We start from the raw sequence: 24,723 nt of genomic DNA on the forward strand, positions 1-24,723 counted from the left end.
TAATCACAGCGCGGCGTCGATCATGCTTCACATGCGGCCTCGGATCCCAACAGCGAACCGGCCCGTACCAGAACCGGCGCTGCAAAGCCCTGCGTGAAGCGCTGGTAAATCGGCGCGAGCAATGTGCGCGCCTCCGACAGCCGGCCCTGCATTTGCCAGCCTTCCGCAAGGCTCACCGCCGCGCATAACTCCCAATAAAGTGCTTGCTCCTGGCGCGAGAGATCGATCGCGCGAAGGAAAATTCGCTCCGCAGCCGGGTCGCCAGGGTCGCGCAGTGCGATGAGCCGGCCATAAATGCACTGCAACTCGGGCACATACTCCATGTAGTCTGTCTGCTCCGCACAGCTCAGCGCCGCCTCGACTTCCGCGAGACCTTCGTTGGCATAGCCTGCAGCGGTGAGCGCCTCGCCGAAATAGCCGCGAAAGGGAGTCAGAAAGGACCGATAGCCGGCCGCCTCAAGTTGGGCGAGGCCGGACCGCAGCGCCGCTACGCCGGAGGCGGGATCGCCCCGCATGGAAAGAACACGGCCCTTCGCGCAAAGCGCCACGGCGCGGAAGGTCGAAAGCGCGTAGCGATCCGCCTGCTCCTGAATAGCCGCGACATGGCGTTCGGCCCTGTCAAGCGCACCGATTTCGGGAAACAGCAGGCACGCCGGGCGCGCCAGCGCCAGGCACAGAGCGACGGGTTGTCCGATCAGCCGAGCCTCTTCCATAGACCGTTCAGCGGCCAGGACCGCCGCGTCGATCAGGCCGCGCGCGAGCAAACAGGACGACAGATGCCCATGGGCGGACGCAATCTCATTGATCCCGAGCGATGGTACCTTGCTTCGACGTGGAGCCACTGAATGATCTCGGATGGCTCGCTCAAGCAGGCTCGAGGCTTCGACATATTCCGCCAGATAGAGCAAGGACATGCCGACCATCAGGTCTGCCGTACGCGCGGGCGCCACGTCGATGTCGGTACGCGCAAGGTCGGCATAGCGTCGGCTCAACTGCAACGCCCTATGAAGCTCAAGTGAGCGCAGATTGATCTGCCACAGGCTGTGCACCGCGCGCTTCTGATACTCGATGTCCCCGGCGGCCTCCGCAAGAGAAAGCGCCCGCGCCAAGTTGGCATAGGTCGCCGGCGTCATGCCCTCGGTAAACATGAGGGACTGACCCAGAGCACACCGCAGAACCATCTCTTGTTCGGAGTTCCCGCTATCGTCCAGACTGGCCAGGGCTTTGGTGGTCCAGTTGCTGCACTCGTCCAGTAGCGGCACGGCCAGCCAGAAGTTTACGGAGGCGGTGGCCAGCTCAACACCGAGGGGGACGTCGCCAGAGGCGGAGAATGCCCAGGAAAGCGCCGCACGCAGATTATCGATCTCGCGGGCGTAGCGCGGCAGATCCTCGCCGCTGATATCCTGATCGGCCTTGGGATCGGGATTGAACGTGGCGAAGAAATCCCGGAAGTATTCCGCCTGCCGACGCACTGTGGCGTGCCAGTCGCCGCTGCCGGCGAGTTTGTCCATTGCGTAGGCGCGCACCGTCTCGAGGAGGCGCCAGCGCTCGTCCGGTGTGCTGCGATCGAACGTGACGATCGACTTTTCGACGAGGTTCGATAGGCAATCGGCGACCTCGCTCGGCGAATGAGCGCACATTACCGCGCAAGCCGCCTCGAAAGTGAAACCGCCGGGAAAGACCGCCAGTCGGTGGAGCAGCTGACGCTCGGCATCCGGCAGCAGCGCATAGCTCCAGTCGAAAACCGCGCGCAGCGTCCGATGGCGCGGCAACGCCGTGCGGCGTCCGGTGGTGAGGAGCGCGAAACGGTTTTCCAGTCCACTGGCAACGCGAGAAAGCCCCAACGATGCGGAACGCGCGGCGGCAAATTCGATTGCCAATGGCAGTCCATCAAGGCGACGGCAGATGCCGGCAATTGAGCGCAGGTTCTGCCCGGCGCGCAGGCCGGCCGTATGCGGCGCCTCGGCCAGACCCAGGAACATCTGAACGGCGCTGTTGCTCAGTATCTTGTCTGGCGAACAAGTCTCATGGTGAGGAACCTCGAGAGGCGGCACGCGATAGACATATTCGCCGTGGATCCGCAACGTCTCGCGGCTGGTGGCAACGATGACCGCGTTCGGCGCCAGCCGGACGATGGCCTCCGCCGATTGAGCCGCCGCGCCGACCAAGTGCTCGCAATTGTCCAATACCAGGAGGAGGCGGTCGTGGCCTATGGCCCGCGCCACCCCCTCCGCCGACATCGGGCGGCCGTTGGCCTTGAGACCGATGGCCTCTCCCACGGCGACCGGCACCAGGTTCGGATCGGCCAGCGAGGCCAGCTCCACGAGCCAGACACCGGCGTCAAATCGAGGGAGCAGGCGGCGCGCCAGCTCCAGGGCAAGCGCTGTCTTGCCGATGCCGCCCGGCCCGGTGAGGGTAACAATACGATAGGCAGAGCAGGCCTCTTGCAGGAACGCGAAGGCAGCAGCGCGACCGACAAGGCCGTTCGCGGCGGCAGGCACGTTCGTTGAAGCCGAGCGGCGCAGCACCGAAGGTGGTGGTGGCGGCGCACTGATCGTCTGCACGGTCCACTCGCCGACCAGGCGGAAGCCGCGCCCCGAAATCGTCTTGAGCATGGCGCGGTGCGAACCAAGCGCCTTGCGGATCGCCGATATGTGGACGTCGATGGCGGTTTCGCCGACCGTCGCGCCGGACCAGACGATTTCGAGCAACTCGCCCCTCGTGACAACTTCGTTGGCGGCCTGGACCAAGACAGCCAGTATGTCGAAGGCCCGGCCGCCGATTGGCACAGCGCCGCCCTGAACACGCACCTGGCGCAGCAACAGATCGATTTCGCACTCGTCCGACCGGTAGATTGGCTGGCGGTCCGTTGAGCTGGAATCAAGGGCCAGTTCCGGCGATCGCGCCGGTTCAGCGGTAATGACCGATGGCCGCACGGTCCAGTTGCCGAGCAGCCGATAGCCCTTGCCCGATATGGTTCTCAGCAACGCCCGGTTTGCGCCCAGCGCCTTCCGGATCGCGGATATCTGCACCTGAAGAGCTGTGTCGCCGACCATCACCTTGGGCCACACGCGCGAAATCAGATCCGATTTTGCGACCGTGGCTCCAGATGCTTCGACGAGAATCTGCGCGATTTCGAACGCGCGGCGGCTTATGGCGACCGCCGATCCGCTTACCCGCAACTCACGGCGTGAGACGTCTATTTCCAGCCGATCTGGCGGGTTTTCGGCCGACAGCAGGTTGGCGCCGATCTGTCGTTCGGCACCCATGCTCAGTTCCTCCCCCGTGTCTCTAACGAGATCACAAAGCGCTGTGGCTACGTCGCGCGACGGTCTTGAACTTAAGCAACTTCAGGATTTTTAAGGTGGGTTCATATCGGCGTCAATTGCCGTTCCCGGCCGCAAGCGCGCCCGCCAAAAATTCGCAGGCCATCGCACGGTCTGCCAACTCGAAAGAAAACTTAAAGATCTTTATGTACGGGCATAAGGACAGATGATGCGTTAGAGGTTACATTCAACTACAAGATATTAAAGGTTAAATGTGACGGCAACTCAAACTAATTCGATGTTAATTTCTAGCATATAGATCCGACGGTTAAGATGATAGCTGGTCAGGAGGCGTATAGTAGTCCGCCTCTCCTCTCGTATCCGACACGCTGCCGCCCTGTTGATAGGCGCGCCGTCAGATTTACTGATCCCGAATTATCGGCCGGAGGCGTGCGATAGCCGCGGTCCTGGAGGCCCATCGATGAAAAACATGATCCTGGGAGTACTCATCGCCATGGCCACCGCTTCCCCTGTCCCGGCACAGACCCGCGGCGACGCCAAGCCGGTCTCGATCGTCCTCGTGCATGGCGCCTTCGTCGATGCATCTGGCTGGAAGTCCGTCTACGACATCCTGACAGACGACGGCTATGAGGTTCTGGTCGTCCAGAACCCGACGATCACGCTCGAAAGCGACGTCGAAGCAACCCGGCAGGTGATCGCGAGGGCGACCAAGCCGGTGGTGCTGGTCGGTCATTCCTATGGCGGCGCCGTCATCAGCGAGGCCGGTAGCGACCCGAAAGTTCGCAATCTGGCCTATATCGCGGCCTTCGCACCGGATGTCGGCGAGTCGGTCTTCGAGCTTGCCACGAGGCCGACGCCTGGGGAGGCGTCACCGCCGCTGCTGCCGCCGGCCGACGGCTTCATTCTCGTGGACCCGGCAAAGTTCTCCACCTCCTTCGCCCAGGACGTGGATATCTCGATCACCGGCTTCATGGCGATGGCGCAGGTTCCCTGGGGACTCGGCGCAGTCCAGCCCAAGCTCACCCGCGCGGCATGGAAGGACAAGCCGGTCCACTACATGCTGACGACGCAGGACCGGATGGTCGCACCCAGCACCCAGCGCTTCATGGCGACCAGGGCCAAGGCGACCTTGGTCGAGCTGTCGAGCAGCCACGCCGCAATGCTCTCCCACCCCAAGGAAGTCGCCGCCTTCATTGAAAAGGCCGCCGTCGAAGGCAACTAGCTCGGGCATCTTGGACGGTGTGCATCTCCGTCGTCGCTGCGGGTCTCGGCAAACATGGAGGCAACGATGATCAGGATGGTTCTCGCTCTTGCGCCCGTACTGTTCAGTCTGCTGGGCGCCCCGAATGCCTCCGCGCAGCAAAGCGCAGCAGCGGTGGCCGGGCGGCCAGTGCCTGTCGTGCACTATCGGTACGAGACAATCGACGGCGTGAAGGTCTTCTACCGCGAGGCTGGCCCCGCCAATGGCCCCGTGGTGCTGCTGCTGCACGGCTTTCCAACCTCGTCGCACATGTTCCGGAATTTGATCCCGCTGCTGGCGGACAAATATCGCGTCATTGCACCGGACTATCCCGGTTTCGGCCAGAGCGACGCCCCCGAACACACGCGCTTTGACTATTCCTTCGCGCACTTCGCCGACATGATCGACACGCTGTTGCAGGAATTGGGCGCAACGCGCTACGCCCTCTACCTCATGGATTACGGCGCGCCGGTCGGTTATCGCCTCGCCCTCAAGCATCCCGAGCGCGTCAGCGCGCTGATCGTCCAGAACGGCAATGCCTATGAAGAAGGGCTCCAGGATTTCTGGGATCCCATCAAGGCCTACTGGGCCGCGAATACGCCTGCGAACCGCAAGGCACTCTTGGGATTGCTGACCCCGGCGACAACGAAGTTCCAGTACACCGATGGGATGGGTGATCTCTCCCGCATCAGCCCGGACAACTGGGTCCATGATCAGGCACTGCTCGACCGTCCCGACAACAACGAGATCCAGTTAGACCTATTCTACGATTATCGCACCAATGTGCCGCTCTACCCGCAATTCCAGGAATTCTTCCGGAAGCGCAGGCCGCCGACGATCATCGTCTGGGGGAAGAACGACAAGATCTTTCCGGCCGAAGGAGCCCATCCCTATCTTCGGGATCTGCCGGACGCGGAATTCCATCTCCTCGACAGCGGTCATTTCGCACTCGAGGACAGGTTGGCGGAAATGGCTCCCCTCATCCGCGACTTTCTCGATCGGAAGGCGGGATCGCCGTGAGGGATGGGCGATGTGACTGACCGGGCCGGGCGCCTGCCAAAAACAGAGACATCACGCCAAACGCCAAACGCCAAAGTGAGCCGCACAATGCCGCGTTCCTCCACCACTCTGGTCTTTTCGGATGCCAAGCGGATGATCGCATTGATGTCCCGCTGTTCCCTCGCGTGTCGGGCGAGCAGACCTTCCATGGCTTGTTCTGGGGCAATAACACGGACCTCAGCGAAGTCATGGCGCTCGCTGCCGACGGCAACATCCAGCACACGATCAAGATCATCGGCTTCGAGCAGATCAACGAATACCTCGACCTTCCGTGCGACAACAAAATCGTCGGTCGGACGGTGGTGAAGTTCTGACAGCCTGAACGCATGCGCAAGCAAGATACAAGGAGAAACCCGTGACCCAACATGTCCTGTTCATCGTCACCAACGCATCCGTGATCGGTCCACACAATCGCAAGACCGGCTTCTTTTTCGCGGAGGTCGCCCATCCTTTCGACGTGCTCGACAAGGCGGGGATTGCCGTCGAGTTTGCGTCTCCTGCCGGCGGATGGACGCCCCACGACGCATATGACGAGAAAGATCCCGCCCAGAAGGAGTTTCTCGAGAGCAAGGCCTTTCGTCGGCTCAATCACAGCCGCAAGCTGTCTGAGGTGGATGCGGCGGATTACGACGCCATCCTGGTGCCCGGCGGCCTCGGGCCGATGGTCGACATCGCGCGCAATGCGGATGTGCAGAAGGCCATCGTGCGCGCCTGGACCACCGGCAAGTTCGTGACTGCCGTTTGTCACGGCCCGTGCTCCCTTCTCGGCGTGGATCTCGGCGATGGCACGCCGTTCGCGCGCGGCAAGAAGCTCACCGCGTTCTCGAAGAAGGAAGAATACGACTACGCCCGCGATGACGTGCCCTACGAACTCGAGGACGCGCTGAGAGCGGAGGGGGCGGAGTACTCGTCTGTCGCCAACTGGGAACCTCACGTCGTCGTCGATGGGCGGCTCATCACCGGCCAGAACCCGGCCTCAGCGGGACCTTTGGCGACAGAGCTGCTCGCCGCTCTCAAGGCGGTAAATCAGTGAGACGCGGCTGAAATATCCGGCGTGCGGCTCCAGTTCGCGAGCTTGAAGCTTGGCGGAGGGGAGGCGCACGCGCCCATTTCATCAGGAGCTTTGCATGACGCAATCGCCATCCAAGATCACCGCGATCCTGACGGCGTACCCGGGCCGGAGCGCCGAGCTCAAAGCGCTGCTCGTCGGCATGGCACCGCATTGCAGGGCCGAGCCGGGTAACCTGCGCTGGGATGTCTGGCGCGACGCATCAAACGAAGAGCGTTACGTGATCGATGAGCTGTACCGGGACGTCGCGGCCGTCGAAGACCATCGAAACTCGCCGCATTATCAAGCCTACCTGGCCAGGGTGCCCGAGCTGGCCGACCGGACGGCGGTGGTCTCGGAGGCGGTGGAGGTCAGGTAACCGGCGGGCATCGGATTCATGCAGCCTGGCTGCTTTGATAAGGAGGACAGGCATGATCGAGGTCGTGCAAGCTTTCGACCGCAAGCCCATCGCCGAGTTGCCGACGGACGAGGCGTCAGCACTCGAAACCAAGCTGGAGACGGCACGCGCCCGGTTTCAGGATCGGGCCGCGTGGCTGCAACCGCATGAGCGGATGGCCGTCCTTCATAGACTCGCCGGCCTCGTCGAACAGCAGCGCGAGGCGTTTGCAACGCGGATCGCCCGCGAAGGCGGCAAGCCCTACACAGACGCACTGGTCGAGACCGACCGGGCGATCGACGGCATCCGTAACGCGGCCGACCTGTTGCGCGCGCGAGGCGGCGTCGAGATACCGATGGGTCTCACTGCCGCGAGCGAGAACCGTCGCGCCTGGACCATCAAGGAGCCGATCGGCGTGGTGGCGGCGATCTCCGCCTTCAACCATCCGCTCAATCTCATCGTGCACCAGATCGCCCCCGCAATAGCGACCGGCTGTCCGGTCATCGTCAAGCCGGCAATGACAACGCCGCTTTCCTGCCTCGAACTCGTAAAGCTGGTCCATGAGGCCGGCATGCCCGACGGCTGGGTGCAGACGCTGCTCCCCGAACGCGGCGAGCTGTCCCAAGCCCTCGCGACGGATCCACGCGTCGCCTTTCTCAGCTTCATCGGGTCCGCGAAGGTTGGCTGGCGACTGCGGTCGATTTTGGCGCCCGGAACCCGTTGCGCGCTTGAGCATGGCGGTGTCGCACCCGTCATCGTCGATCGCAGCGCCGATTTGGACACGATCATCGAGCCGATAGCCAAGGGGAGCTATTATCACGCCGGCCAGGTATGCGTCTCCGTCCAGCGCATCTACGTGCATGCGGAGCTCAGGCAGGCCTTCATCGAGCGTTTTGCTGCGCGGGTGGAACAACTGCGGGTCGGAGATCCGACGCACGCCGACACTGAAGTCGGCCCGCTGATCAAACCCGACGAAGCGCGACGGGTGGAAAGCTGGATCGACGAAGCCGTCGCTGCGGGCGGCCGCCAGATCGGCGGCGCACGCGTCAACGAGACGACGCTCCGGCCGACGATACTCGTCGACCCACCGCGCGATGCGAAGGTCTCAACGTATGAGATATTCGGGCCCGTCGCCTGCATCTACGGTTATGACGAGATCGACGAGGCCATCGTGGCCGCCAATTCGCTCCCCGTCGCCTTCCAGGCGAGCATCTTCACGCGTGACCTTGAGGTCGCGTTCGACGCCGCCGAGCGCCTCGATGCCTCTGCGGTAATGGTCAACGATCACAGCGCGTTTCGTACCGACTGGATGCCGTTCGCCGGGCGGCGCGAATCCGGCTACGGCGTCGGCGGCATTCCCTACACGGCACACGAAATGACCGCAGAGAAGATGATCGTATTCAAGCGACAGTGAACAACTCCAAGTTTTCTAGACGCCCTCGGCTTTCGCTTTGTGCTGCCGTTCGAACGCGACGGCGACAGCACCTCGTCCCGGACGTGCTTCCGGTGAAGCACGACGTTGGTCGTTCGACGGGCCTGCATGGACCAGCCGACGACGCGGCGGGAGAAGAGGTCGATCACGACCGCCAGGATAAGCCTAATCGACCGCAGCCGTTGAACAAGATCGCTGCGGCTTCATTGCGGTCCGGCGGGGACCATTGTCGGCATCAGCCGAGCCGAGCGACGGCGCCTCGCCTGGCACCTGCCGCATGATTTTGATCGCCGCCCGTTGAGAGAGAGGGAGGAGATCCTTGAGTGGGTGCAGCGCGTGGTGATCTCGGGAACGACCGACTATCGTCGCTTCCGGGCCGCTGCCATGAAGCGGCGCTGTTCGATCCGGTTTCCCGGCCTGCTCGACCAATCCTCCCGGCCGCGCGGGCTGTACCGGTTTTGCCGGGAAGAGGATGGATCGCTGCCGGATCCGGACCTCGCAAGTGCGGCCCTCGATGCGCCGCCCCAGCTGGCCGAGGAGATGGCGGACCTCGTCCGGTTCAAGACGGCGACGCTGACGGCCTTCGGCTATCAGCGCAACGGTGTCTGGGGCGAGGAGACGGCATCCCAGAAGGTCGAGCATCTCGGTCTGATGTTCGGTGCGCTGGCGGCCTCACCCAACGGCGCGGTCCATGGCTTCGGCGTGCCGCTGGAGAATCTGAGCTTCAGTCTGCTGGTCTTCCCGATCGTGTGGGACTGGTACATCCAATGGCGGGAGCGTCGGCGCGGCTTCTACACCGCGTGGGAAGTCGCTCATTCGGGACAGGAATGGCGTATTCGACGCCCTTGCTTTCGCTGCGGCGCTTGTAATCTCTCAGTCAAGGCATCCTATTTGTACGTGATGGCGTCCTTTTCGCCGCACGACTGTCGTTTGGGGCTTTCCCATGCGCTCGGATAGGTCTTCGGTCGTTCCGGGGCCTTTCCGGCTCGGGATTCTCGGACGCAATGGCGCTCAAGCGGCACAGGAACAGCATCAAGGCACTCGGACCGTCAGCCGGACCGGAAGGTGCGGAGGAGCCGTTCGACGGGCGAGGAGGTGTAGTTCCAGCTTTGCCCATAAACAAATTATACGTATAATTCTGGCATTCGATCTGAAAGGATGCCGGCCCTGGCGAGAGTCGGCTCCCTCGAATTCCAGCGCAAGTTCGGTGAGTTCCAGCATCAGGCCCAGCGCGAGCCGGTGGAGATCACACGGCACGGACGCCGCGAGTTCGTGCTGATGTCCGCTGACCATTATGATTGGCTTCGGGCCGCCGCGCAGCGGACCCACCGCACGGCCGACGCCATCGATGTGGTGATCGACGCGGTGGAGCGCGCGGAGATGGACGCCGAGCACGCGCACCTGAACGGCCTGATGAAGTAGGGCGCTCGGCGTGGCGTTTCCCGAGCCAAAGCCCGGCCTCATCCTCCGCTATGATTATATCTGGACGCACGAGGCAGCTGCCGGCCGCGATCAAGGCAAGGATCGCCCGACCTGCCTCGTCGCCGCGACCGATTCCCTTGTGCGCCCTCGCTATGTAGTGTTGCTGCCGATCACCTATACGCTGCCGTCCGGCGATACGGTGGTCCGCGCACAATTGCGCGGCGACTGAACGAGGAGGGCATTCCCGGCCCGAGCGGCAAACTTTGGAGCGACACCACGATCCGCGGCCACGTCAAGCGCGGAACCGGCCTCGTGAACAATGAGCTCTCTATCGGCCGCTTGCTCTGGAACCGGCTTCGATATGTCAAAGACCCGTCAACCGGGAAGCGCGTCTCCCGGATGAATCCGCCATCGGAATGGATCGTCAAGGACGTCCCCGAGCTCCGCATCGTCGACGACGAGCTGTGGCAATCCGTGCGCGAGCGGCAAGGCGAGATCACCGAGAAGTACGTGAATGTCACCGAGGCCATCCGTGATCACCATACCAAGAATCGACTGAACGGGGGACGCCGGCCGAAATCGCTGCTCTCGGGGCTGATATTCTGCGGCTGCTGTGGTGGTCCGTATTCTCTGCGTGGGTCCGACCGTTTCGCCTTCTCAAACCACATCAGCAAGGGTACCTGCTCCAACAGCCGGACGATCCCGCGCGAGGACTTGGAGCGCCGCGTGCTGGCCGGTCTCAAGGGCCGGATGATGGCGCCTGAGGTCGTGGCTGAGGCGATGCGTGCTTATGCCGAAGAAACGAACCGGCTCAATCGGGAACGCCACTCGAATGGCGACGCCTGGAAAGCGGAGCTGGCCAAGGTGGAGAAGCAGATCAGGGGCATCATCGAGGCCATTAAGGCCGGAATGTTCCACGAGAGCATGAAGGCTGAAATGGACGCGTTGGAGGCCCGAAAGAAGGAGCTTTCGGAGCTACTGGTCGATGTTCCCAACGACGTACCGGACATGCTGGCGAGGGCCGCGGTCATCTATGCGAGCAAGGTCGCGACTCTGACTCGCGCGCTGAACAGGCCGGAAGAAAGACCTCAAGCAGCGGAAGCTTTGCGGATGCTGATCGAGCGGATCGTGCTCACGCCCGGCAATGAACGAGGCGAGATGTTCGCGGCATTGCACGGCGAACTGCGTACCATCCTCGAATGGACCGAGCGCCAAGCAATCGGAAAGATCGGCAAAAAAACAAAACCCGCAGCCGAGGCTGCGGGTTTGTCGGTATCAGTGGTTGCGGGGGCAGGATTTGAACCTGCGGCCTTCAGGTTATGAGCCTGACGAGCTACCGGGCTGCTCCACCCCGCGTCAGAGCCGTACAGGACGCCGTAGCGGCCTGCCGACGCCGGGTATCTAGCAATGCGGATGGCCAAATGAAAGGGGGGCGGGCTATCTTTTTGTCATCGGATCGTCGCGCTGAGGCTGAAAGAATCGATTAACTAATTGTAATAGAAAGAGAATTTATGTCAAAGCACGATTCCGCCGGCGCTGCCGAAGCAGTGGACAGCCTGCCTGCGGAGACGCCCCCGGTGCCGGAACGGCTGATGTCGGGCCTGCGGCAGGCGCATGCCGAGGCGTCGGCGGCGCTCGACCTGCGCGACCCGGTCGAGGCGGTGCACGACCTGCGCAAGGGGTTCAAGCGGTTGCGGGCGCTGCTGCGACTGGCCGCGCTCGCCCCCGACCGCGCGGTCGCCCATACCGCCCGGGGGTTGCGGCGCGCGCTGGCGAAGACGGCCCGCCAGCTGGCGCAGGCGCGCGACACCGCGGCCCGCGAGGATGCGCTGGACGATCTCGTCGCCAAGGCCGGCCTGTCCGGGGGCGCGCGCCGGGCGGCGGCGCGCGCCCTGGGGCCGGCGCCGGGCGCCGGGCAGGGGGAGGGCGTCGGCCGCCATCGCGCGGGGCTCGAATCGCAGCTGACCCAGTTTGCCGAGGTGCTGCCGCGGCTCGGTGCCGCGGTCGACGACAAGGCGCTGGTCGACGCGCTGGCGGACGAATATGCCCGGGCGCGGCGCACCGGCCGCGCGGTCGATGCGGAGGATGAGGAGAGCCTGCACGAGCTGCGCAAGGCCGTCATCGCGCAGCGCTACCAGATGGAGCTGGTCAGCCCGCTCTGGCCGGCCCTCGGCCAGGTATGGGTGGACGAGTTGCAGCGCCTGCGTGACAAGCTCGGCAAGCATCACGACCTCGCCGTGCTGCGTGCGCTGGTCGAGGCCCGCCCGCCGCGCGCCGGCAGGCCGCCGCTGTGGCGCACCGAGCTGCTCGACGCCATCCGTGCCCGGCAGGCGAAGCTCGCCCGCTCGTCGCTGCGGCTGCACGCGCGGCTGTTCGCGGAGAAGCCGAAGGCCTTTCGCCGGCGCCTTTCCGCCTATATGTCTGCTGTATCCGAACGGAAATAACGCAGCCCTCCCCGCCGCCGGCGCGGTGGCGCCTGCGGGAGGCGCCCATGTTCGTGCGGCAGATGCACTATCTTGTCGCGCTGGCACGCGAGAAGCACTTCGGCCGCGCGGCGGAGGCCTGCCACGTCACCCAGCCGACGCTCTCCGCCGGCATCCGCAAGCTGGAGCAGGAACTCGGCGTGCCGATCGTGGTGCGCGGCCATCGCTTCCTCGGGTTCACCGCGCAAGGCGAGCGGGTGCTCGGCTGGGCCCGCCAGATCGCCGCCGACTATGAAAGCCTGAGGCAGGAGAAGGCCGAGACCGGCGGCCAGATCACCGGCACGCTGCGGGTCGGGGCCATTCCCGCCGCCACCGCCGCCGCGCCGGCCCTGCTGGCGCCGTTCCGCGACCGGCACCCGGAGGTGAAGGTGCAGATGCTCACGCTGAGCTCGGCGGCGATCCAGCGCGGGCTCGACGAGATGGAACTCGATGCCGGCATCACCTATCTCGAGAACGAGCCGCTCAACCGGGTGCGCCGCCTGCCGCTCTATCGCGAGCACTATGTGTTCATCACCCGCCCCGACGAGCCGCTGGCGCGCCGGCGCACCCTGCGGTGGGCGGAAGCGGCGGCGCAGCCCTTGTGCCTGCTCACGCCGGACATGCAGAATCGCCGCATCATCGACCATGTGATGGCCGAGGCGGGCATCGCCTCGCAACCGGCGATAGAGACCAATTCCTTCATGGGCGTGTGGGCGTTCGTGCGGCGCGGCCCGTGGCACAGCATCGTGCCGGAGGCGAGCTTTCGCGGGCTGGGCGACGCCTCGGACCTTGTCGGCGTGCCGCTGGTCGAGCCGGTCCACGTCCAGCCGATCGGCCTCGTCCTGTCGGAGCGGGACCCGCTGAGCCCGGTGGCCGGGGCGCTGCTGAAGCTCGCGCAGAGCTTCGGGCGCGAACATTCGATTGAGAACATCTTTAAATAGCGGAGACTTCATTTCCGCCATCTATCAATTGTTCACCCCTTTCAATTTGAAGCCCTCCTCCTGCCGGTCCACAGTCACAGGGTCGGCGGCGAGGCGGGAAGCAACAGCCCGCACGCCGGACCGGCAGGAAGGACGCCCGCCGCGCCGCGCACCATCGCGGCACGCGGTACCACAGCACAGGCAAGTGGCGGCTCGGCCGCCAATCTTGACCGTCTGCCGTGTCGCGCGGCGGAAGCGTCCCCGCTTACCCCAATGTGAGGAGAGGCCCGATGGCGAAGATTCTGTGCGTGCTCTACGACGACCCGATCGACGGCTACCCCAAGAGCTACGCCCGCGACGGCCTGCCGCAGATTGATCATTATCCGGGCGGGCAGACGCTGCCGACTCCCAAGGCGATCGATTTCACCCCGGGCGAGCTTCTCGGCTCGGTCTCGGGCGAGCTCGGCCTGCGCAAATACCTCGAATCCAACGGCCACACCTTCGTCGTGACCTCCGACAAGGACGGACCGGATTCGGTGTTCGAGAAGGAACTGGTCGACGCCGACGTGGTGATCTCGCAGCCGTTCTGGCCGGCCTATCTCACCCCCGAGCGCATCGCAAAGGCGAAGAATCTCAAGCTCGCGCTCACTGCCGGCATCGGCTCCGACCATGTCGACCTGCAGGCGGCGATCGACCGCAACGTCACCGTTGCCGAGGTCACCTACTGCAACTCGATCAGCGTCGCCGAGCATGTGGTGATGATGATTCTCGGCCTGGTGCGCAACTACATTCCCTCGCATGACTGGGCCCGCAAGGGCGGCTGGAACATTGCCGACTGCGTAGCGCACTCCTACGACCTCGAAGCCATGAGCGTCGGCACCGTGGCGGCTGGCCGCATCGGCCTCGCCGTGCTGCGCCGCCTGGCGCCGTTCGACGTGAAGCTGCACTACACCGACCGTCACCGCCTGCCGGAAGCGGTGGAGAAGGAGCTGAACCTCACCTGGCACGCCTCGCGCGAGGAGATGTACCCGCATTGCGACGTGGTGACGCTCAACTGCCCGCTGCACCCCGAAACTGAGCACATGATCAATGACGAGACGCTGAAGCTGTTCAAGCGCGGCGCCTACCTCGTCAACACCGCGCGCGGCAAGCTGTGCGACCGCGACGCCATCGCCCGCGCGATGGAAAGCGGCCAGCTCGCCGGCTATGCCGGCGACGTGTGGTTTCCGCAGCCGGCGCCGCAGGATCACCCCTGGCGGACGATGAAGTGGAACGGCATGACGCCGCACATTTCCGGCACCTCGCTTTCCGCCCAGGCGCGCTATGCGGCGGGCACGCGCGAAATCCTCGAATGCTTCTTCGAGGGTCGGGCGATCCGCGACGAGTACCTCATCGTGCAGGGCGGCGCCCTCGCCGGCACCGGGGCGCATTCCTATTCCAAGGGCAATGCCACCGGCGGCTCGGAAGAGGCCGCCAAGTTCAAGAAGGCGGTCTGAGCCCGTCCACATGTAAGACGTGCCGGCTTCCCGCCGCGAACGGGAGGCCGGCCCTCTCCCAAGGACCCACCATCCCGAGGCCAGAACTCAGGCGTTCCGCGAAATCGGTGGGACGCCTTTTTGTTGCGTCGGCCTGCACCAAGACGTGGTCGAAACACTTGATCGACAAAGAAACGCCTCTCGACGCGGCAAATGCCGACAAGCCTCGACACGGGAACGCCAATCAAGTGGCGCCGACAATGCCGTTGGAAGCGATGGCCTCCCCCGCGAGTATTCGAATATCGTTGCTTTCGCAAAAGGCAGCGACCCGCGGTTCGGCGTACCCAAGCGTGGCCACGCGATAGCCTCGCGCCTCCAGCAGTTGCTCGCAGAGTTCCGACGAAGCGCCATACATGCCGTGCGTCTCCACCAGCATGATTCGCGGCGAAAATGCCAGATTCTGCAATATGTCTATCTCGGACCCCTCGCAGTCCAATTCGAGCACATCGCAGGGGGGGATATCTGCGGCAGACAGACTCGCAGCCGCTCCCGCTTCCCCATAGACCCCGATCGCGGGCCCGACGATGGCATGCCGAATGGTCACCCGGTCCGCCAGCCCGTTGATAGCGATGGTGCCTCGGATAAGGTCCACCTGTCTCTTGCTACCCTCGAAGCAGATCACCCGTCCACTCTCCCCGACCAGCCGCCCCGCGACGACAGCCGTGATTCCGGCCCCGCCCCCGACAATGACGATGGTGTCGCCGGGGCGGACATGGGCTCTCAGCGCGATGAGAAGTGTCTCCTCGTATCGAGGAACATCGTCGATGCCGAACGAGCCTAGCATCCGCCCCGCGAAATCATCGCCGACGTGTCGGTACAGCGCTACGGTTACGCCACTGTAAACAACAGGTCGCGACCGCGGGAGGAGCGGCCGAAGCGTCCGCGCATAGACTTCGCGCAGCGTTCGCCGCGCCAGGCCAAGCGGTCCAAGCCTTTCAAGTGCGTTCACCAGGCGGCCGATATAGGACATCACAATCCGCTTTCACGATTTGCGGCCGCGCCGCCCCGAACACCGCCCTCCGCCGGAGAGGCGGCCGATCATCGCCCATATACGCTTGCAGGCACAAGCTATCGTGTGATTAGAAATGCGCGACCAAGCGTCCGGAGGACCGGCAGGTAAATGGCCGGATCCCGGAACCTTTCGTCCCGCATGCGCGTTCTGCGAGCGTCCACCAGACGAGAGCATCCATGTCCGACCGCCATCGGGACGCCGACTTCGACCGCCCTTTGCAGACCCGCGAGGGGCGGCGTCTGCGCACCCTGCGCGGCGCTTATGACTTCGTGTGCGGACGCTGGGCCTATTCCGCCCATCCGCGGGTGGGGTCGACGTTGGGGGTGCTGACGGATGCGGCGCGAACTGGCCAGCCGCCCGGCACCCGCCGCGCGTTGGGGCGTGCCGCGCGGCCCATGCGCGCGAACCATTTGCGCGCGAACCATTGGGGTTGGAACTGAACGCGCCGCCTCCGTCCAATGTCGGGCCCCGCCGCCCCGCCGGCGGTGCCCGCCGGCCTCCTTCCCTCCTGACGGTGAACCCCATCATGCGCAAGATACGGCCCGGCTCCGCCTTTCCGCTCGGGGTGACGGTGGACGGGAGAGGAACCAATTTCGCGCTGTTCTCCGACAATGCGGTGGGGGTGACGCTGTGCCTGTTCGACCGCTATGGCGAGACCGAGCTGGAGCGGATCGACCTGCACGAATGCACCAATGGCGTCTGGCACTGCTATCTGCCGGGCGTTGGCCGCGGCCAGGTCTATGGCTGGCGCGTGCACGGCCCCTGGGCGCCGGAAGCGGGCCACCGCTTCAACCCCCACAAGCTGCTGCTCGATCCCTATGCCCGCATGCTGGTGGGCGAGATCAAGTGGGACGACGCGCTCTATGGCTACAAGATCGGCGCCGGGGAGGATGCCGATCTGATCATGGATGAGCGCGACAGCGCCAAGTTCATGCCGAAGGCGCGGGTCGTGGTCGGCACCCCCATGGCCGCCACCCAGCACCCGCGCGTCTCCTGGGCGAAGACGGTGATCTATGAGGGCCATGTGCGCGGGCTCACCATGGTCAACCCGCTCATTCCGGAAAGCATCCGGGGCACCTTCACCGCGCTCGGCCAGCCCGAATTCGTCGACTACCTCTCACGGCTCGGCGTCACCTCGCTGGAGTTGCTGCCGGTGCATGCCTTCGCGCAGGACCGCCACCTGCTCGACCGCGGGCTGACCAATTACTGGGGCTATAACACGCTGTCCTTCTTCGCGCCGGAGCCGCGCTATCTCGGCGAGGACGGGCTCGACGCCATCGGCGAGGCGGTGGACCGGCTGCACCAGGCCGGCATCGAGATCATCCTCGACGTGGTCTACAACCACACCTGCGAGGGCAATCATCTCGGGCCGACGCTGTCCTTCAAGGGCATAGACAACGCGTCCTATTACCGGCTGCTGCCCGGCAATGCCCGCTATTATGACGACCTGACCGGCTGCGGCAATTCGGTGAACACCGATCACCCGCGGGTGCTGCAGATGGTGATGGATTCACTTCGCATGTGGGCTTCCGTCTACGGCATAGACGGCTTCCGCTTCGACCTCGCCACCACGCTCGGGCGCCGGCCGGAAGGGTTCGACGCCGGGCACGCCTTCTTCAACGCCATTCTGCAGGACCCCACGCTCGGCGGGCTCAAGCTGATCGCCGAGCCCTGGGATGTCGGCCCCGGCGGCTACCAGCTCGGGGCGTTCCCGCCCGGCTTCTCCGAATGGAACGGCGACTACCGCGACAAGGTGCGTGAATTCTGGTGCGGCTCGGAAGGGCTGCTGCCGAGCTTCGCCACCCGCTTCGCCGCCTCGCAGGACATCTTCTCGGAAGGCCGCCGCCGGCCCTGGTCGAGCCTGAACTTCATCACCGCCCATGACGGTTTCACCCTGCACGACCTCGTCACCTATAACGACAAGCACAACGAGGCCAATGGCGAGCACAATCGCGACGGCCATGACGACAACAAGAGCTGGAACTGCGGGGTGGAGGGCGAGACCGACGACCCGGCCATCAATGCGCTGCGCCGCCGGCAGAAGCGCAACCTGATCGCCACGCTGTTCCTCTCCCAGGGCGTGCCGATGCTGCTCGCCGGCGACGAGCGCTCCAACTCGCAGGGCGGCAACAACAATGCCTATTGCCAGGACAACGAAATCGGCTGGGTCGACTGGTCGGACGACGATCCCGAGCTGCCGCAATTCGTCGCCCGCCTCGCCCATCTGCGCAAGACCCATTCCTGCCTCTCGCGCCCGGAATTCCTGACCGGTTCGCGCAACGCGATGGGACAGCCGGATGTCGCCTGGTTCAACAATAGCGGCACCCGGATGACCGAGGAGAACTGGGTCGACCCGCACTCCAAGTGCATTACTCTTCGTCTCGCCCCGGTGCTGCCGAAGGAGCCCTCGCTGGTGATCATGCTCAATGCCTCGCATGTCGACATCGATTTCGTCGCCCCGCCGGTGCAGTCCGGCCATTGGGAGGCGGTGCTGGCCACCGACGACGAGATCGAGGGCGCCAGCGTCGAGGGTGGCGGGCATGTCGAGGTGCCGGCCCGCACCCTCATCCTCTGGGAATGGCGCGCATGAACCACACCCGCTTCGGCCCGGAACGCGAGGGCGATCTCACCCGCTTCCGCCTCTACGCTCCCGACACTGCCGCCGTGGGGCTGGAGATTGACGGCGCCGCGACGGTGGCGATGCAAAAGGCCGGGCACGGCTTCTTCGCCGCGGCGCTTCCCGGCCTCGCGCCCGGCGCCCGCTACCGCTTTCGTATCGGCGACGGCGAGGCGGCCGTCGCGGTTCCCGATCCCGCCTCGCATGGCCAGGCCGAGGATGCCGACGGCTGGAGTCTGGTGCCGGCGCCCCTGGCGCCGGTGCCGGCCAGCCCGCGGCGCCCGTGGCATGAGGCGATCATCGCCGAGGTGCATGTCGGCACCGCCACGCCGGAAGGCACGTTCCGGGCGCTGATCGACCGGCTCGACCATTACCGTGATGCCGGCTTCACCGTGATCGAACTGATGCCGGTCGCCGATTTCGCCGGGCGCCGCAACTGGGGCTATGACGGGGTGCTGCTCTACGCCCCCGACACCGCCTATGGCACGCCGCAGGATCTGCGCGCGCTGGTCGAGGCCGCCCATGAGCGCGGCCTCGGCATGATGCTCGACGTCGTCTACAATCATTTCGGGCCGAGCGGAAACTACCTGCCGCTCTACGCCAGATCCTTCTTCCGCGAAGATGTCGACACGCCCTGGGGTCCGGCGATCGACCTTGAGAACGAGGCGGTGCGCGCTTTCTTCACCGAGAACGCCGCCTATTGGCTTTCCGAATTCGGCTTTGACGGGCTGCGCTTCGATGCGGTGCACGCGCTTGCCACCAAGGGGGCGGAAACCTTCCTGCGCGAGATGGCCGCCGCCTGCCGCGCGGTGCGCCCGGACGCCTGGCTGGTGCTGGAGAATCACGACAACATCGCCGGCTGGATGACGCGCGACGAACAGCTCTACACCGCGCAGTGGAACGACGACTGGCACCACGCTTTCCATGTGCTGGCGAGCGGCGAGCGCACCGGCTATTACGCCCCCTATGCGCGCGACCCGGTGGCGGCGGCCGGGCGGGCGCTTGCCGAGGGCTTCGTGTTCCAGGGCGATCCCTACCCGGACGCGGACGGGGACCCGCGCGGCACGCCCTGCACGCAACTTGCTCCCGACGCCTTCGTCGCCTTCGCCCAGAACCACGACCATATCGGCAACCGCCCGCTCGGCGACCGGCTGGCGGCGACGCTGGCGCCGGAACGCCTCGCCTTCCTGCGCTTCGTGCTGATGCTCTCGCCGGCGATCCCGCTGCTGTTCCAGGGCGAGGAGGCCCTGCTCACCCAGCCCTTCCCGTTCTTCTGCGATTTCGACGGCGAGCTTGCCGAGGCGGTGCGCAAGGGCCGCCGCAGCGAATTCGCCGATTTCTTCGACGCCCATGGCGCCAGCTTCCCCGATCCCCTGAGCGAGGCGACCTTCATCTCGGCCAAATTGCAGGCGGAGGACATGCGCACGCCGCAGGCCCGCGCCGAACTCGACGCCTTCAGCCGCCTCACCGAACAGCGCCGCAAGCTGGTCTGGCCGCTGGCCGCCAGTGGCTTTCTCGGCAGCGAGCACAGGCGGACCGAGGACGCGCTGCGCATCGCCTGGCATTTTGACGCCGGCACGCTGGTGATGGTGCTGAACGCCGGCGGCCGGCCGGTGACGATCGACCCGCTGACCGGGTTTGCCGGCATGCCGGCGGGGGCCAGCCTTGGCGGGGTACTGCATGAGGCAGGGGGCAATCTGACGCTGGACCCCTTCGCCGCCGCCGTCTGGAGCCTCGCCGCCGCATGATCCCCGCCCTGCGCGCCACCTATCGCCTGCAATTCCATCGCGGCTTCACCTTCGCCGATGCGCAGGCGCTGGTGCCCTATCTGGCGGAGCTGGGGATCAGCCATCTCTACGCGTCGCCGATCGCCCTGGCGGTGCCCGGCTCCACCCATGGCTATGATGTCGTCGACCCGACCCGCATCAACCCGGAACTGGGCGGCGAGGAGGGTTTCGCGTGCCTCGCCCGCGCGCTGGTCGAGAGGGGCATGGGTGTCCTTCTCGATATCGTGCCGAACCACATGGCGGCGTCCAGCCACAACCCGTTCTGGAACGATATGCTGGAAGGCGGGCCGCGCTCCTCCGCCGCCCGCGTGTTCGACGTGAAATGGGAGAGCGGAAGGCTGCTGCTGCCGACCCTCGGCGATCCGCTCAAGGCGACTCTGGAGGCCGGCGGGCTGTCGCTGCACGCCGATTACGAGCTTGGGCGCATCAATGCCGCCTATGCCGACCATGTCTTCCCGCTGCGGGCGCAAACGGTGGCGGAGCTGCTGCGTGCCGCCGGGCTCGACACGCCGGCCGACTGCTTCGCCATGGTGGAGGAAGCGCCGGGCGATGCCGGGCGGGGCGCTGCCCGCGCCGTTCTCACGGGACTCGGCGATGGTGAGCGCCGGGCGCTCGACGCGGCGCTGGCGCAGGCGGACCTCGCCGCCGTGCTCGACGCCCAGCACTGGCGCCTCGCCTGGTGGCGCACCGCCGCGCACGATCTCAACTACCGCCGCTTCTTCAACATCACCGATCTCGCCGGCGTCCGGGTCGAGGACCCCGAGGTGTTCGACCTCGTCCACCGCCTGCCGCTGGACCTCGTCCGTCGCGGCCTCGTCCACGGCCTGCGCATCGACCACATTGACGGGCTGGTCGACCCCGCCTTCTATTGCGACCGGCTGCGCGCCGCCGTCGGGCCCGACGTGCCGATCCTGGTCGAGAAGATTCTTGAGCCCGGCGAGACGCTGCGCTCTTGGCCGATCGAGGGCTCCACCGGCTATGAGCGGCTGAACGACATCAACGCGCTGTGTGTCGATGCGGACGGCTATGCCCGCTTCGAGGAGGCCCTGCGCGCGCGGCACCTGCTCGTCGGGTCGCTGCCGGAGCGGCTCGTCTCGGCCAAGCGGCAGGTGCTGGAGGCGAGCCTCAAGGCCGAGGTCGACATTCTGGCGGCGCTGGCACGCGAGGGGCTCGACGCGGCCATGGCTGCCGGCGACCTGACCGACACGGCGATCCGCGACGGCGTGGTCGCGCTGCTGGCACATTGCCCGGTCTACCGTTCCTATGCGACCCGTGCCGGCCACGAGGCGGAGGACATCGCCATCTGGACGACCATCCGCGCCCGCGTCGGGGACTATGAGAACCCGCTCACCGGGGCCGCCGCGGCGCTGCTGCTCGACCGGGTGGAGAACCCGCAGCGGGCGAGCGACCATGAATTCCGCGCGCGCTTCCAGCAGCTCAGCGGCCCGGCCATGGCCAAGGGCTTCGAGGATACCGAACTCTACCGCGTGCCGGTTCTGCTCTGCGCCAATGAAGTCGGCGGCAGCCTCGACCATCCCTTCCGCACCATCGACGAGATGCACGCACGTGCCGCCGCCCGCGCGGAAGCGGCGGCCCGCGATCTCATCCCGCTCGCCACCCATGACACCAAGCGCGGTCCCGCCACCCGCTCGCGCCTCGCCGCGCTCAGCTTCCGGCCGGAACGCTGGCTCGGCTTCGTCGACGAGGCGCAGGCGCTGGCCGCGCCGCTGCTGCGCGCGAGGGACGGCATGGCGATGCCCGACCCGCTGGACATGCACCTCATCCTGCAGACACTGGTTTCCGCCTGGCCGATCTCGGCCGAGCGGATGCAGACCTACCTCACCAAGGCGCTGCGCGAGGCCAAGCGGCACAGCAATTGGGAGGCGCCGAACGCGGTCTATGAAGAGGCCGGCCTTGCCTTTGCCCGCGCGCTGGTCGAGGCGCCGGAGGCGGCTAACTTTCGCGCGCGGCTGGAGGATCTGGTCGCCGACATCGCCCCCGCGGCGCGGGTTGTCGGGCTCACCCAGCTCATTCTCCAGCACACGCTGCCGGGCACGCCGGACATCTACCAGGGCACCGAATTCCCGGACTTCTCGCTGGTCGACCCCGATAACCGGCGGCCGGTCGACTGGGAGGCGCGGACCAGGGCGCTGGCAGGGCAGGGGCCGGCCGCTGCCGCCGCTGCCGAATATTTCCGCCTGACCCGGCACTTGCTGGCGCTGCGCCGGCGCAACCCGGCGCTGACCGTCGGCGACTATCGGCCGCTCGACATCGCGCCGTCACCAGCAGGCTGGTTCGGCTTCGAGCGCCGGAGCGGTGCCCATGGCGTGCGCATCATGGTGCCGACCCGGGTGCCGGGCGGCGACGAGGTGCCGGCGGGGCTCGTGGAGCATCTGCCTGCCGGCTGGCGGCTTCCTGTCGGCCCCGCGATCGGTCCGGACTGGCCGTTCCTGCTGGCGGAGACCGGCTCGGCCGGCTAGCCGGATCGGCGCGGAGGCCGGCTACTGGAACTTCGCCCGCAGCCGGTCGGTGAGGAACTCCATCGCCAGCACGATGACGAAGATGGCGAGGATGATCGCCGAGGCGTTGCGGTACTGGAACAGGTCGAACGCCACCTTCAGCTCCTGCCCGATGCCGCCGGCGCCGACGAGGCCGAGCACGACGGAGGAGCGCACCGCCTTTTCCAGCGCGAACAGCGAGGAATTGATCAGCGTCGGCATCACATCGGGCAGGATGGCGCCGCACAGCACGGTGACCCGGTTGGCGCCGATGGCATGCAGCGCCTCCTGCGGCTTCTTGTCGGCCTCCTCCATCGCCTCGGCGAAGAAGCGGCCGCAGAAGCCGACCGTGTCGACCACGATGGTCATGGTGCCGGCGACCGCGCCGATGCCGAGCGTCGAGACGAAGAGCAGGGCCCAGACGAGATCGGGTACGGTACGGAACAGCGAGACCAGCGCGCGCGGGAAATGGCGCAGCGCGCCGAGCGGCGAGATGCCGCGCGCCGTCAGCCAGCCCATCGGCAGGCTGATGATGACGCCGAACACCGTGCCGACCAGCGCGATCTGCAGCGTCTCCAGGATGCGCCAGCCCATGCGCTGGAGAAAGCCGGGATCGGTGTTGGGCGGCAGCATCCGCCCCACCAGCTCGGCCATGCGCGGCAGGCCGTTGGCGAGCTTCTCCGGCGAGGGCGCGACTTGGCCCATCGAGGCGAGGAACAGCGCGGCCACCACCACGATAAGGGTGAAGGAAATGGGCGAGATCGAGGGCAGCCGGGGCGGGGGGAGCGTGCGCGCGATGGCGGGTGAGGCGGTGTCCGGCGACGTGGTGCTAGCCATGGAATACGCCCTCCATATCGCGCGGGGAGACCCGGGCGGTGGGCCGGTCGAAATGCACCCGGCCGTCCTTCAGGGCGACGATGCGGTCGGAATAGTCGAGCGCGTGCTGCATGTCGTGCGTGGTGTAGACAAGGGTGATGCCGTGCTCGCCGGCGAGTTCGGAGAAGATGCGCATGATGTCGCGTCCCACCGCCGGGTCGAGGCTGGCGGCCGGCTCGTCGGCGATCAGTAGCTTGGGCCGGCGGATCAGCGCGCGGGCGATGGCGACACGCTGCGCCTGACCGCCGGAGAGCTGGTCGGCGCGGGCGTCGGCCTTGTCGGCGAGGCGCACCTCGGCCAGCACCGCCATCGCCTCCTCGCGCCATTCCTGTCGGGCGAGGGCGTGGTGCCAGGCGCGCCAGCTGCCTTTGAGGCCCAGCTTGCCCTGGATGACGTTGGTGAGCACCGATTGCCGCCCCACCAGCCCGTGATTCTGGAACACGAAGCCGATCTGCCGGCGCAGGCGGGTCAGTTGCGCGCCTGTGGGCGCGGCCAGGAAGCGCTCGCCCAGCGTGGTGATCTCGCCGCTGGTCGAAGGCAGCAGGCCGATCAGGCATTTGAGCAGGGTCGACTTGCCGGCGCCGTTGGAGCCGATCAGCGCCACGCGCTGGTCGGCGCGGATGTCGAGATCGACGCCGGCGAACACCGCCTGGCCGTTCGGATAGGTCTTGGCGAGGCCGCGCGCACCGATGATCTGCGGGGCCGGGGCCCGCGCCGGCGCCTTCACCAGCGGGCCGATCTGCGGGTGGTCGGGTTCGGAGCCGCCAGGTCTCGCCCCGACCGCGCTCGGCGTGGCGACGTTCTGTACGGGAACGTGCTCCATGGCGGCCTCCATCACGGAAAAAAGGCAACGCCGGACGGGCGCGATGCCCGTCCGGCGTCATGCGTGGGGATCACTCGACGAAGGAACCGAAGCTCTCGATGCCGATGGTGCGGTACATTGAGCGGACATAGTCGTAATCGCTGTCCTTCACGTCGGTGATGAAGGTGCCGCCCTTGAACTTCTGGTTGTCGTCGCCCTGCAGCACGGCGCCCATCAGCTCGCCGCCATGCTGAAGGAAGGCCTCGCGCACCTTTGATCGGCCCCCACCGAGTGGTCCGAATTGATTGTTAGTGCATTGTCGTCTCCGC

Annotated in this window: 20 protein-coding genes, 1 tRNA gene and 2 pseudogenes; 17 read left to right on the forward strand and 6 right to left on the reverse strand. The window is 66.0% G+C overall.

Annotated elements, in window-relative coordinates; genetic code table 11:
* Nucleotides 1–20: 20 nt before the first annotated feature.
* Nucleotides 21–3,269 carry an ATP-binding protein gene (locus KHC23_RS15865; RefSeq protein ID WP_213373637.1) on the reverse strand — a complete coding sequence of 1,083 codons (3,249 nt, stop codon included), beginning with the start codon at nt 3,267–3,269 and terminating at the stop codon, nt 21–23.
* A gap of 478 nt (nt 3,270–3,747) precedes the next feature.
* Between KHC23_RS15865 and KHC23_RS15870 the strand changes: the two genes are divergently transcribed.
* The 10 genes and pseudogenes from KHC23_RS15870 (at nt 3,748) to KHC23_RS15910 (ending at nt 11,208) form a co-directional block, all read left to right on the forward strand.
* A complete protein-coding gene (locus tag KHC23_RS15870; RefSeq protein WP_213373638.1) occupies nt 3,748–4,509 on the forward strand; it encodes an alpha/beta hydrolase in 762 nt (253 codons plus the stop codon).
* 66 nt (nt 4,510–4,575) lie between these two features.
* Complete coding sequence (locus tag KHC23_RS15875; RefSeq protein WP_246544674.1) at nt 4,576–5,547, forward strand: alpha/beta fold hydrolase; 972 nt, start codon at nt 4,576–4,578, stop codon at nt 5,545–5,547.
* Nucleotides 5,548–5,711: 164 nt separating this feature from the next.
* On the forward strand, nt 5,712–5,900 hold the full coding sequence (locus tag KHC23_RS15880; RefSeq protein ID WP_246544675.1) for a hypothetical protein: 189 nt from the start codon (nt 5,712–5,714) through the stop codon (nt 5,898–5,900).
* Nucleotides 5,901–5,941: 41 nt separating this feature from the next.
* Nucleotides 5,942–6,619, forward strand: a complete 678-nt coding sequence (locus tag KHC23_RS15885; protein WP_213373640.1) for a type 1 glutamine amidotransferase domain-containing protein — start codon at nt 5,942–5,944, stop codon at nt 6,617–6,619.
* A gap of 94 nt (nt 6,620–6,713) precedes the next feature.
* Nucleotides 6,714–7,013: a putative quinol monooxygenase gene (locus tag KHC23_RS15890; protein ID WP_213373641.1), complete on the forward strand. Its 300-nt coding sequence runs from the start codon at nt 6,714–6,716 to the stop codon at nt 7,011–7,013.
* Between the two features lie 52 nt (nt 7,014–7,065).
* Complete coding sequence (locus KHC23_RS15895) at nt 7,066–8,445, forward strand: aldehyde dehydrogenase family protein (RefSeq protein ID WP_213373642.1); 1,380 nt, start codon at nt 7,066–7,068, stop codon at nt 8,443–8,445.
* A gap of 252 nt (nt 8,446–8,697) precedes the next feature.
* A pseudogene (locus tag KHC23_RS15900) lies at nt 8,698–9,270 on the forward strand (hypothetical protein); the annotation flags it as partial.
* Nucleotides 9,271–9,621: 351 nt separating this feature from the next.
* Entirely contained in the window at nt 9,622–9,885 is a 264-nt protein-coding gene (locus KHC23_RS15905; RefSeq protein WP_246544676.1) for a type II toxin-antitoxin system prevent-host-death family antitoxin, read from the forward strand.
* Nucleotides 9,886–9,895: 10 nt separating this feature from the next.
* Nucleotides 9,896–10,114 (forward strand): hypothetical protein, encoded by a 219-nt coding sequence (locus KHC23_RS24455; RefSeq protein WP_246544677.1) that lies wholly within the window; start codon nt 9,896–9,898, stop codon nt 10,112–10,114.
* An 11-nt stretch (nt 10,115–10,125) separates the two neighbouring features.
* Nucleotides 10,126–11,208, forward strand: coding sequence for a recombinase family protein (locus KHC23_RS15910; protein WP_271188660.1), 1,083 nt, complete (start codon nt 10,126–10,128; stop codon nt 11,206–11,208).
* Here the strand turns inward: KHC23_RS15910 and KHC23_RS15915 are convergent.
* Nucleotides 11,165–11,241: transfer RNA gene (locus KHC23_RS15915), tRNA-Met, on the reverse strand. The two genes, KHC23_RS15910 and KHC23_RS15915, sit on opposite strands and share 44 nt — an antisense overlap.
* Before the next feature lie 155 nt (nt 11,242–11,396).
* Between KHC23_RS15915 and KHC23_RS15920 the strand changes: the two genes are divergently transcribed.
* The 3 genes from KHC23_RS15920 to KHC23_RS15930 all read left to right on the forward strand — a co-directional run bounded on the left by KHC23_RS15920 (nt 11,397) and on the right by KHC23_RS15930 (nt 14,763).
* Nucleotides 11,397–12,329, forward strand: coding sequence for a CHAD domain-containing protein (locus KHC23_RS15920; RefSeq protein ID WP_213373643.1), 933 nt, complete (start codon nt 11,397–11,399; stop codon nt 12,327–12,329).
* Between the two features lie 47 nt (nt 12,330–12,376).
* Nucleotides 12,377–13,288: a LysR family transcriptional regulator gene (locus KHC23_RS15925; protein ID WP_213373644.1), complete on the forward strand. Its 912-nt coding sequence runs from the start codon at nt 12,377–12,379 to the stop codon at nt 13,286–13,288.
* A gap of 269 nt (nt 13,289–13,557) precedes the next feature.
* Nucleotides 13,558–14,763, forward strand: a complete 1,206-nt coding sequence (locus KHC23_RS15930; RefSeq protein ID WP_213373645.1) for an NAD-dependent formate dehydrogenase — start codon at nt 13,558–13,560, stop codon at nt 14,761–14,763.
* 223 nt (nt 14,764–14,986) lie between these two features.
* Here KHC23_RS15930 and KHC23_RS15935 read toward each other — a convergent pair whose 3' ends face one another.
* The gene (locus KHC23_RS15935) at nt 14,987–15,772 is read right to left on the reverse strand and encodes a hypothetical protein (RefSeq protein WP_213373646.1); all 786 of its coding nucleotides are present in this window, start codon (nt 15,770–15,772) and stop codon (nt 14,987–14,989) included.
* 218 nt (nt 15,773–15,990) lie between these two features.
* Between KHC23_RS15935 and KHC23_RS15940 the strand changes: the two genes are divergently transcribed.
* The 4 genes from KHC23_RS15940 to treY all read left to right on the forward strand — a co-directional run bounded on the left by KHC23_RS15940 (nt 15,991) and on the right by treY (nt 22,698).
* Nucleotides 15,991–16,254, forward strand: coding sequence for a hypothetical protein (locus KHC23_RS15940; protein WP_213373647.1), 264 nt, complete (start codon nt 15,991–15,993; stop codon nt 16,252–16,254).
* An 86-nt stretch (nt 16,255–16,340) separates the two neighbouring features.
* Entirely contained in the window at nt 16,341–18,404 is a 2,064-nt protein-coding gene (gene glgX, locus KHC23_RS15945) for a glycogen debranching protein GlgX (protein WP_213373648.1), read from the forward strand.
* Nucleotides 18,401–20,179, forward strand: a complete 1,779-nt coding sequence (treZ, locus tag KHC23_RS15950; RefSeq protein WP_213373649.1) for a malto-oligosyltrehalose trehalohydrolase — start codon at nt 18,401–18,403, stop codon at nt 20,177–20,179. Before glgX ends, treZ begins: the two co-directional genes overlap by 4 nt.
* Complete coding sequence (gene treY / locus KHC23_RS15955; RefSeq protein ID WP_213373650.1) at nt 20,176–22,698, forward strand: malto-oligosyltrehalose synthase; 2,523 nt, start codon at nt 20,176–20,178, stop codon at nt 22,696–22,698. The genes treZ and treY overlap by 4 nt, the downstream gene beginning before the upstream one ends.
* Before the next feature lie 21 nt (nt 22,699–22,719).
* Here the strand turns inward: treY and phnE are convergent, their stop codons facing one another.
* From phnE to KHC23_RS15970, 3 genes and pseudogenes are all read right to left on the reverse strand, one after another.
* On the reverse strand, nt 22,720–23,553 hold the full coding sequence (phnE, locus tag KHC23_RS15960) for a phosphonate ABC transporter, permease protein PhnE (RefSeq protein WP_213373651.1): 834 nt from the start codon (nt 23,551–23,553) through the stop codon (nt 22,720–22,722).
* Complete coding sequence (locus KHC23_RS15965; RefSeq protein ID WP_213373652.1) at nt 23,546–24,415, reverse strand: phosphonate ABC transporter ATP-binding protein; 870 nt, start codon at nt 24,413–24,415, stop codon at nt 23,546–23,548. The genes phnE and KHC23_RS15965 overlap by 8 nt, the downstream gene beginning before the upstream one ends.
* Before the next feature lie 70 nt (nt 24,416–24,485).
* Nucleotides 24,486–24,723, reverse strand: a pseudogene (locus KHC23_RS15970) (hypothetical protein); the annotation flags it as partial.

This window comes from Ancylobacter dichloromethanicus, from assembly GCF_018390645.1.
GTDB classification, from domain to species: domain Bacteria; phylum Pseudomonadota; class Alphaproteobacteria; order Rhizobiales; family Xanthobacteraceae; genus Ancylobacter; species Ancylobacter dichloromethanicus.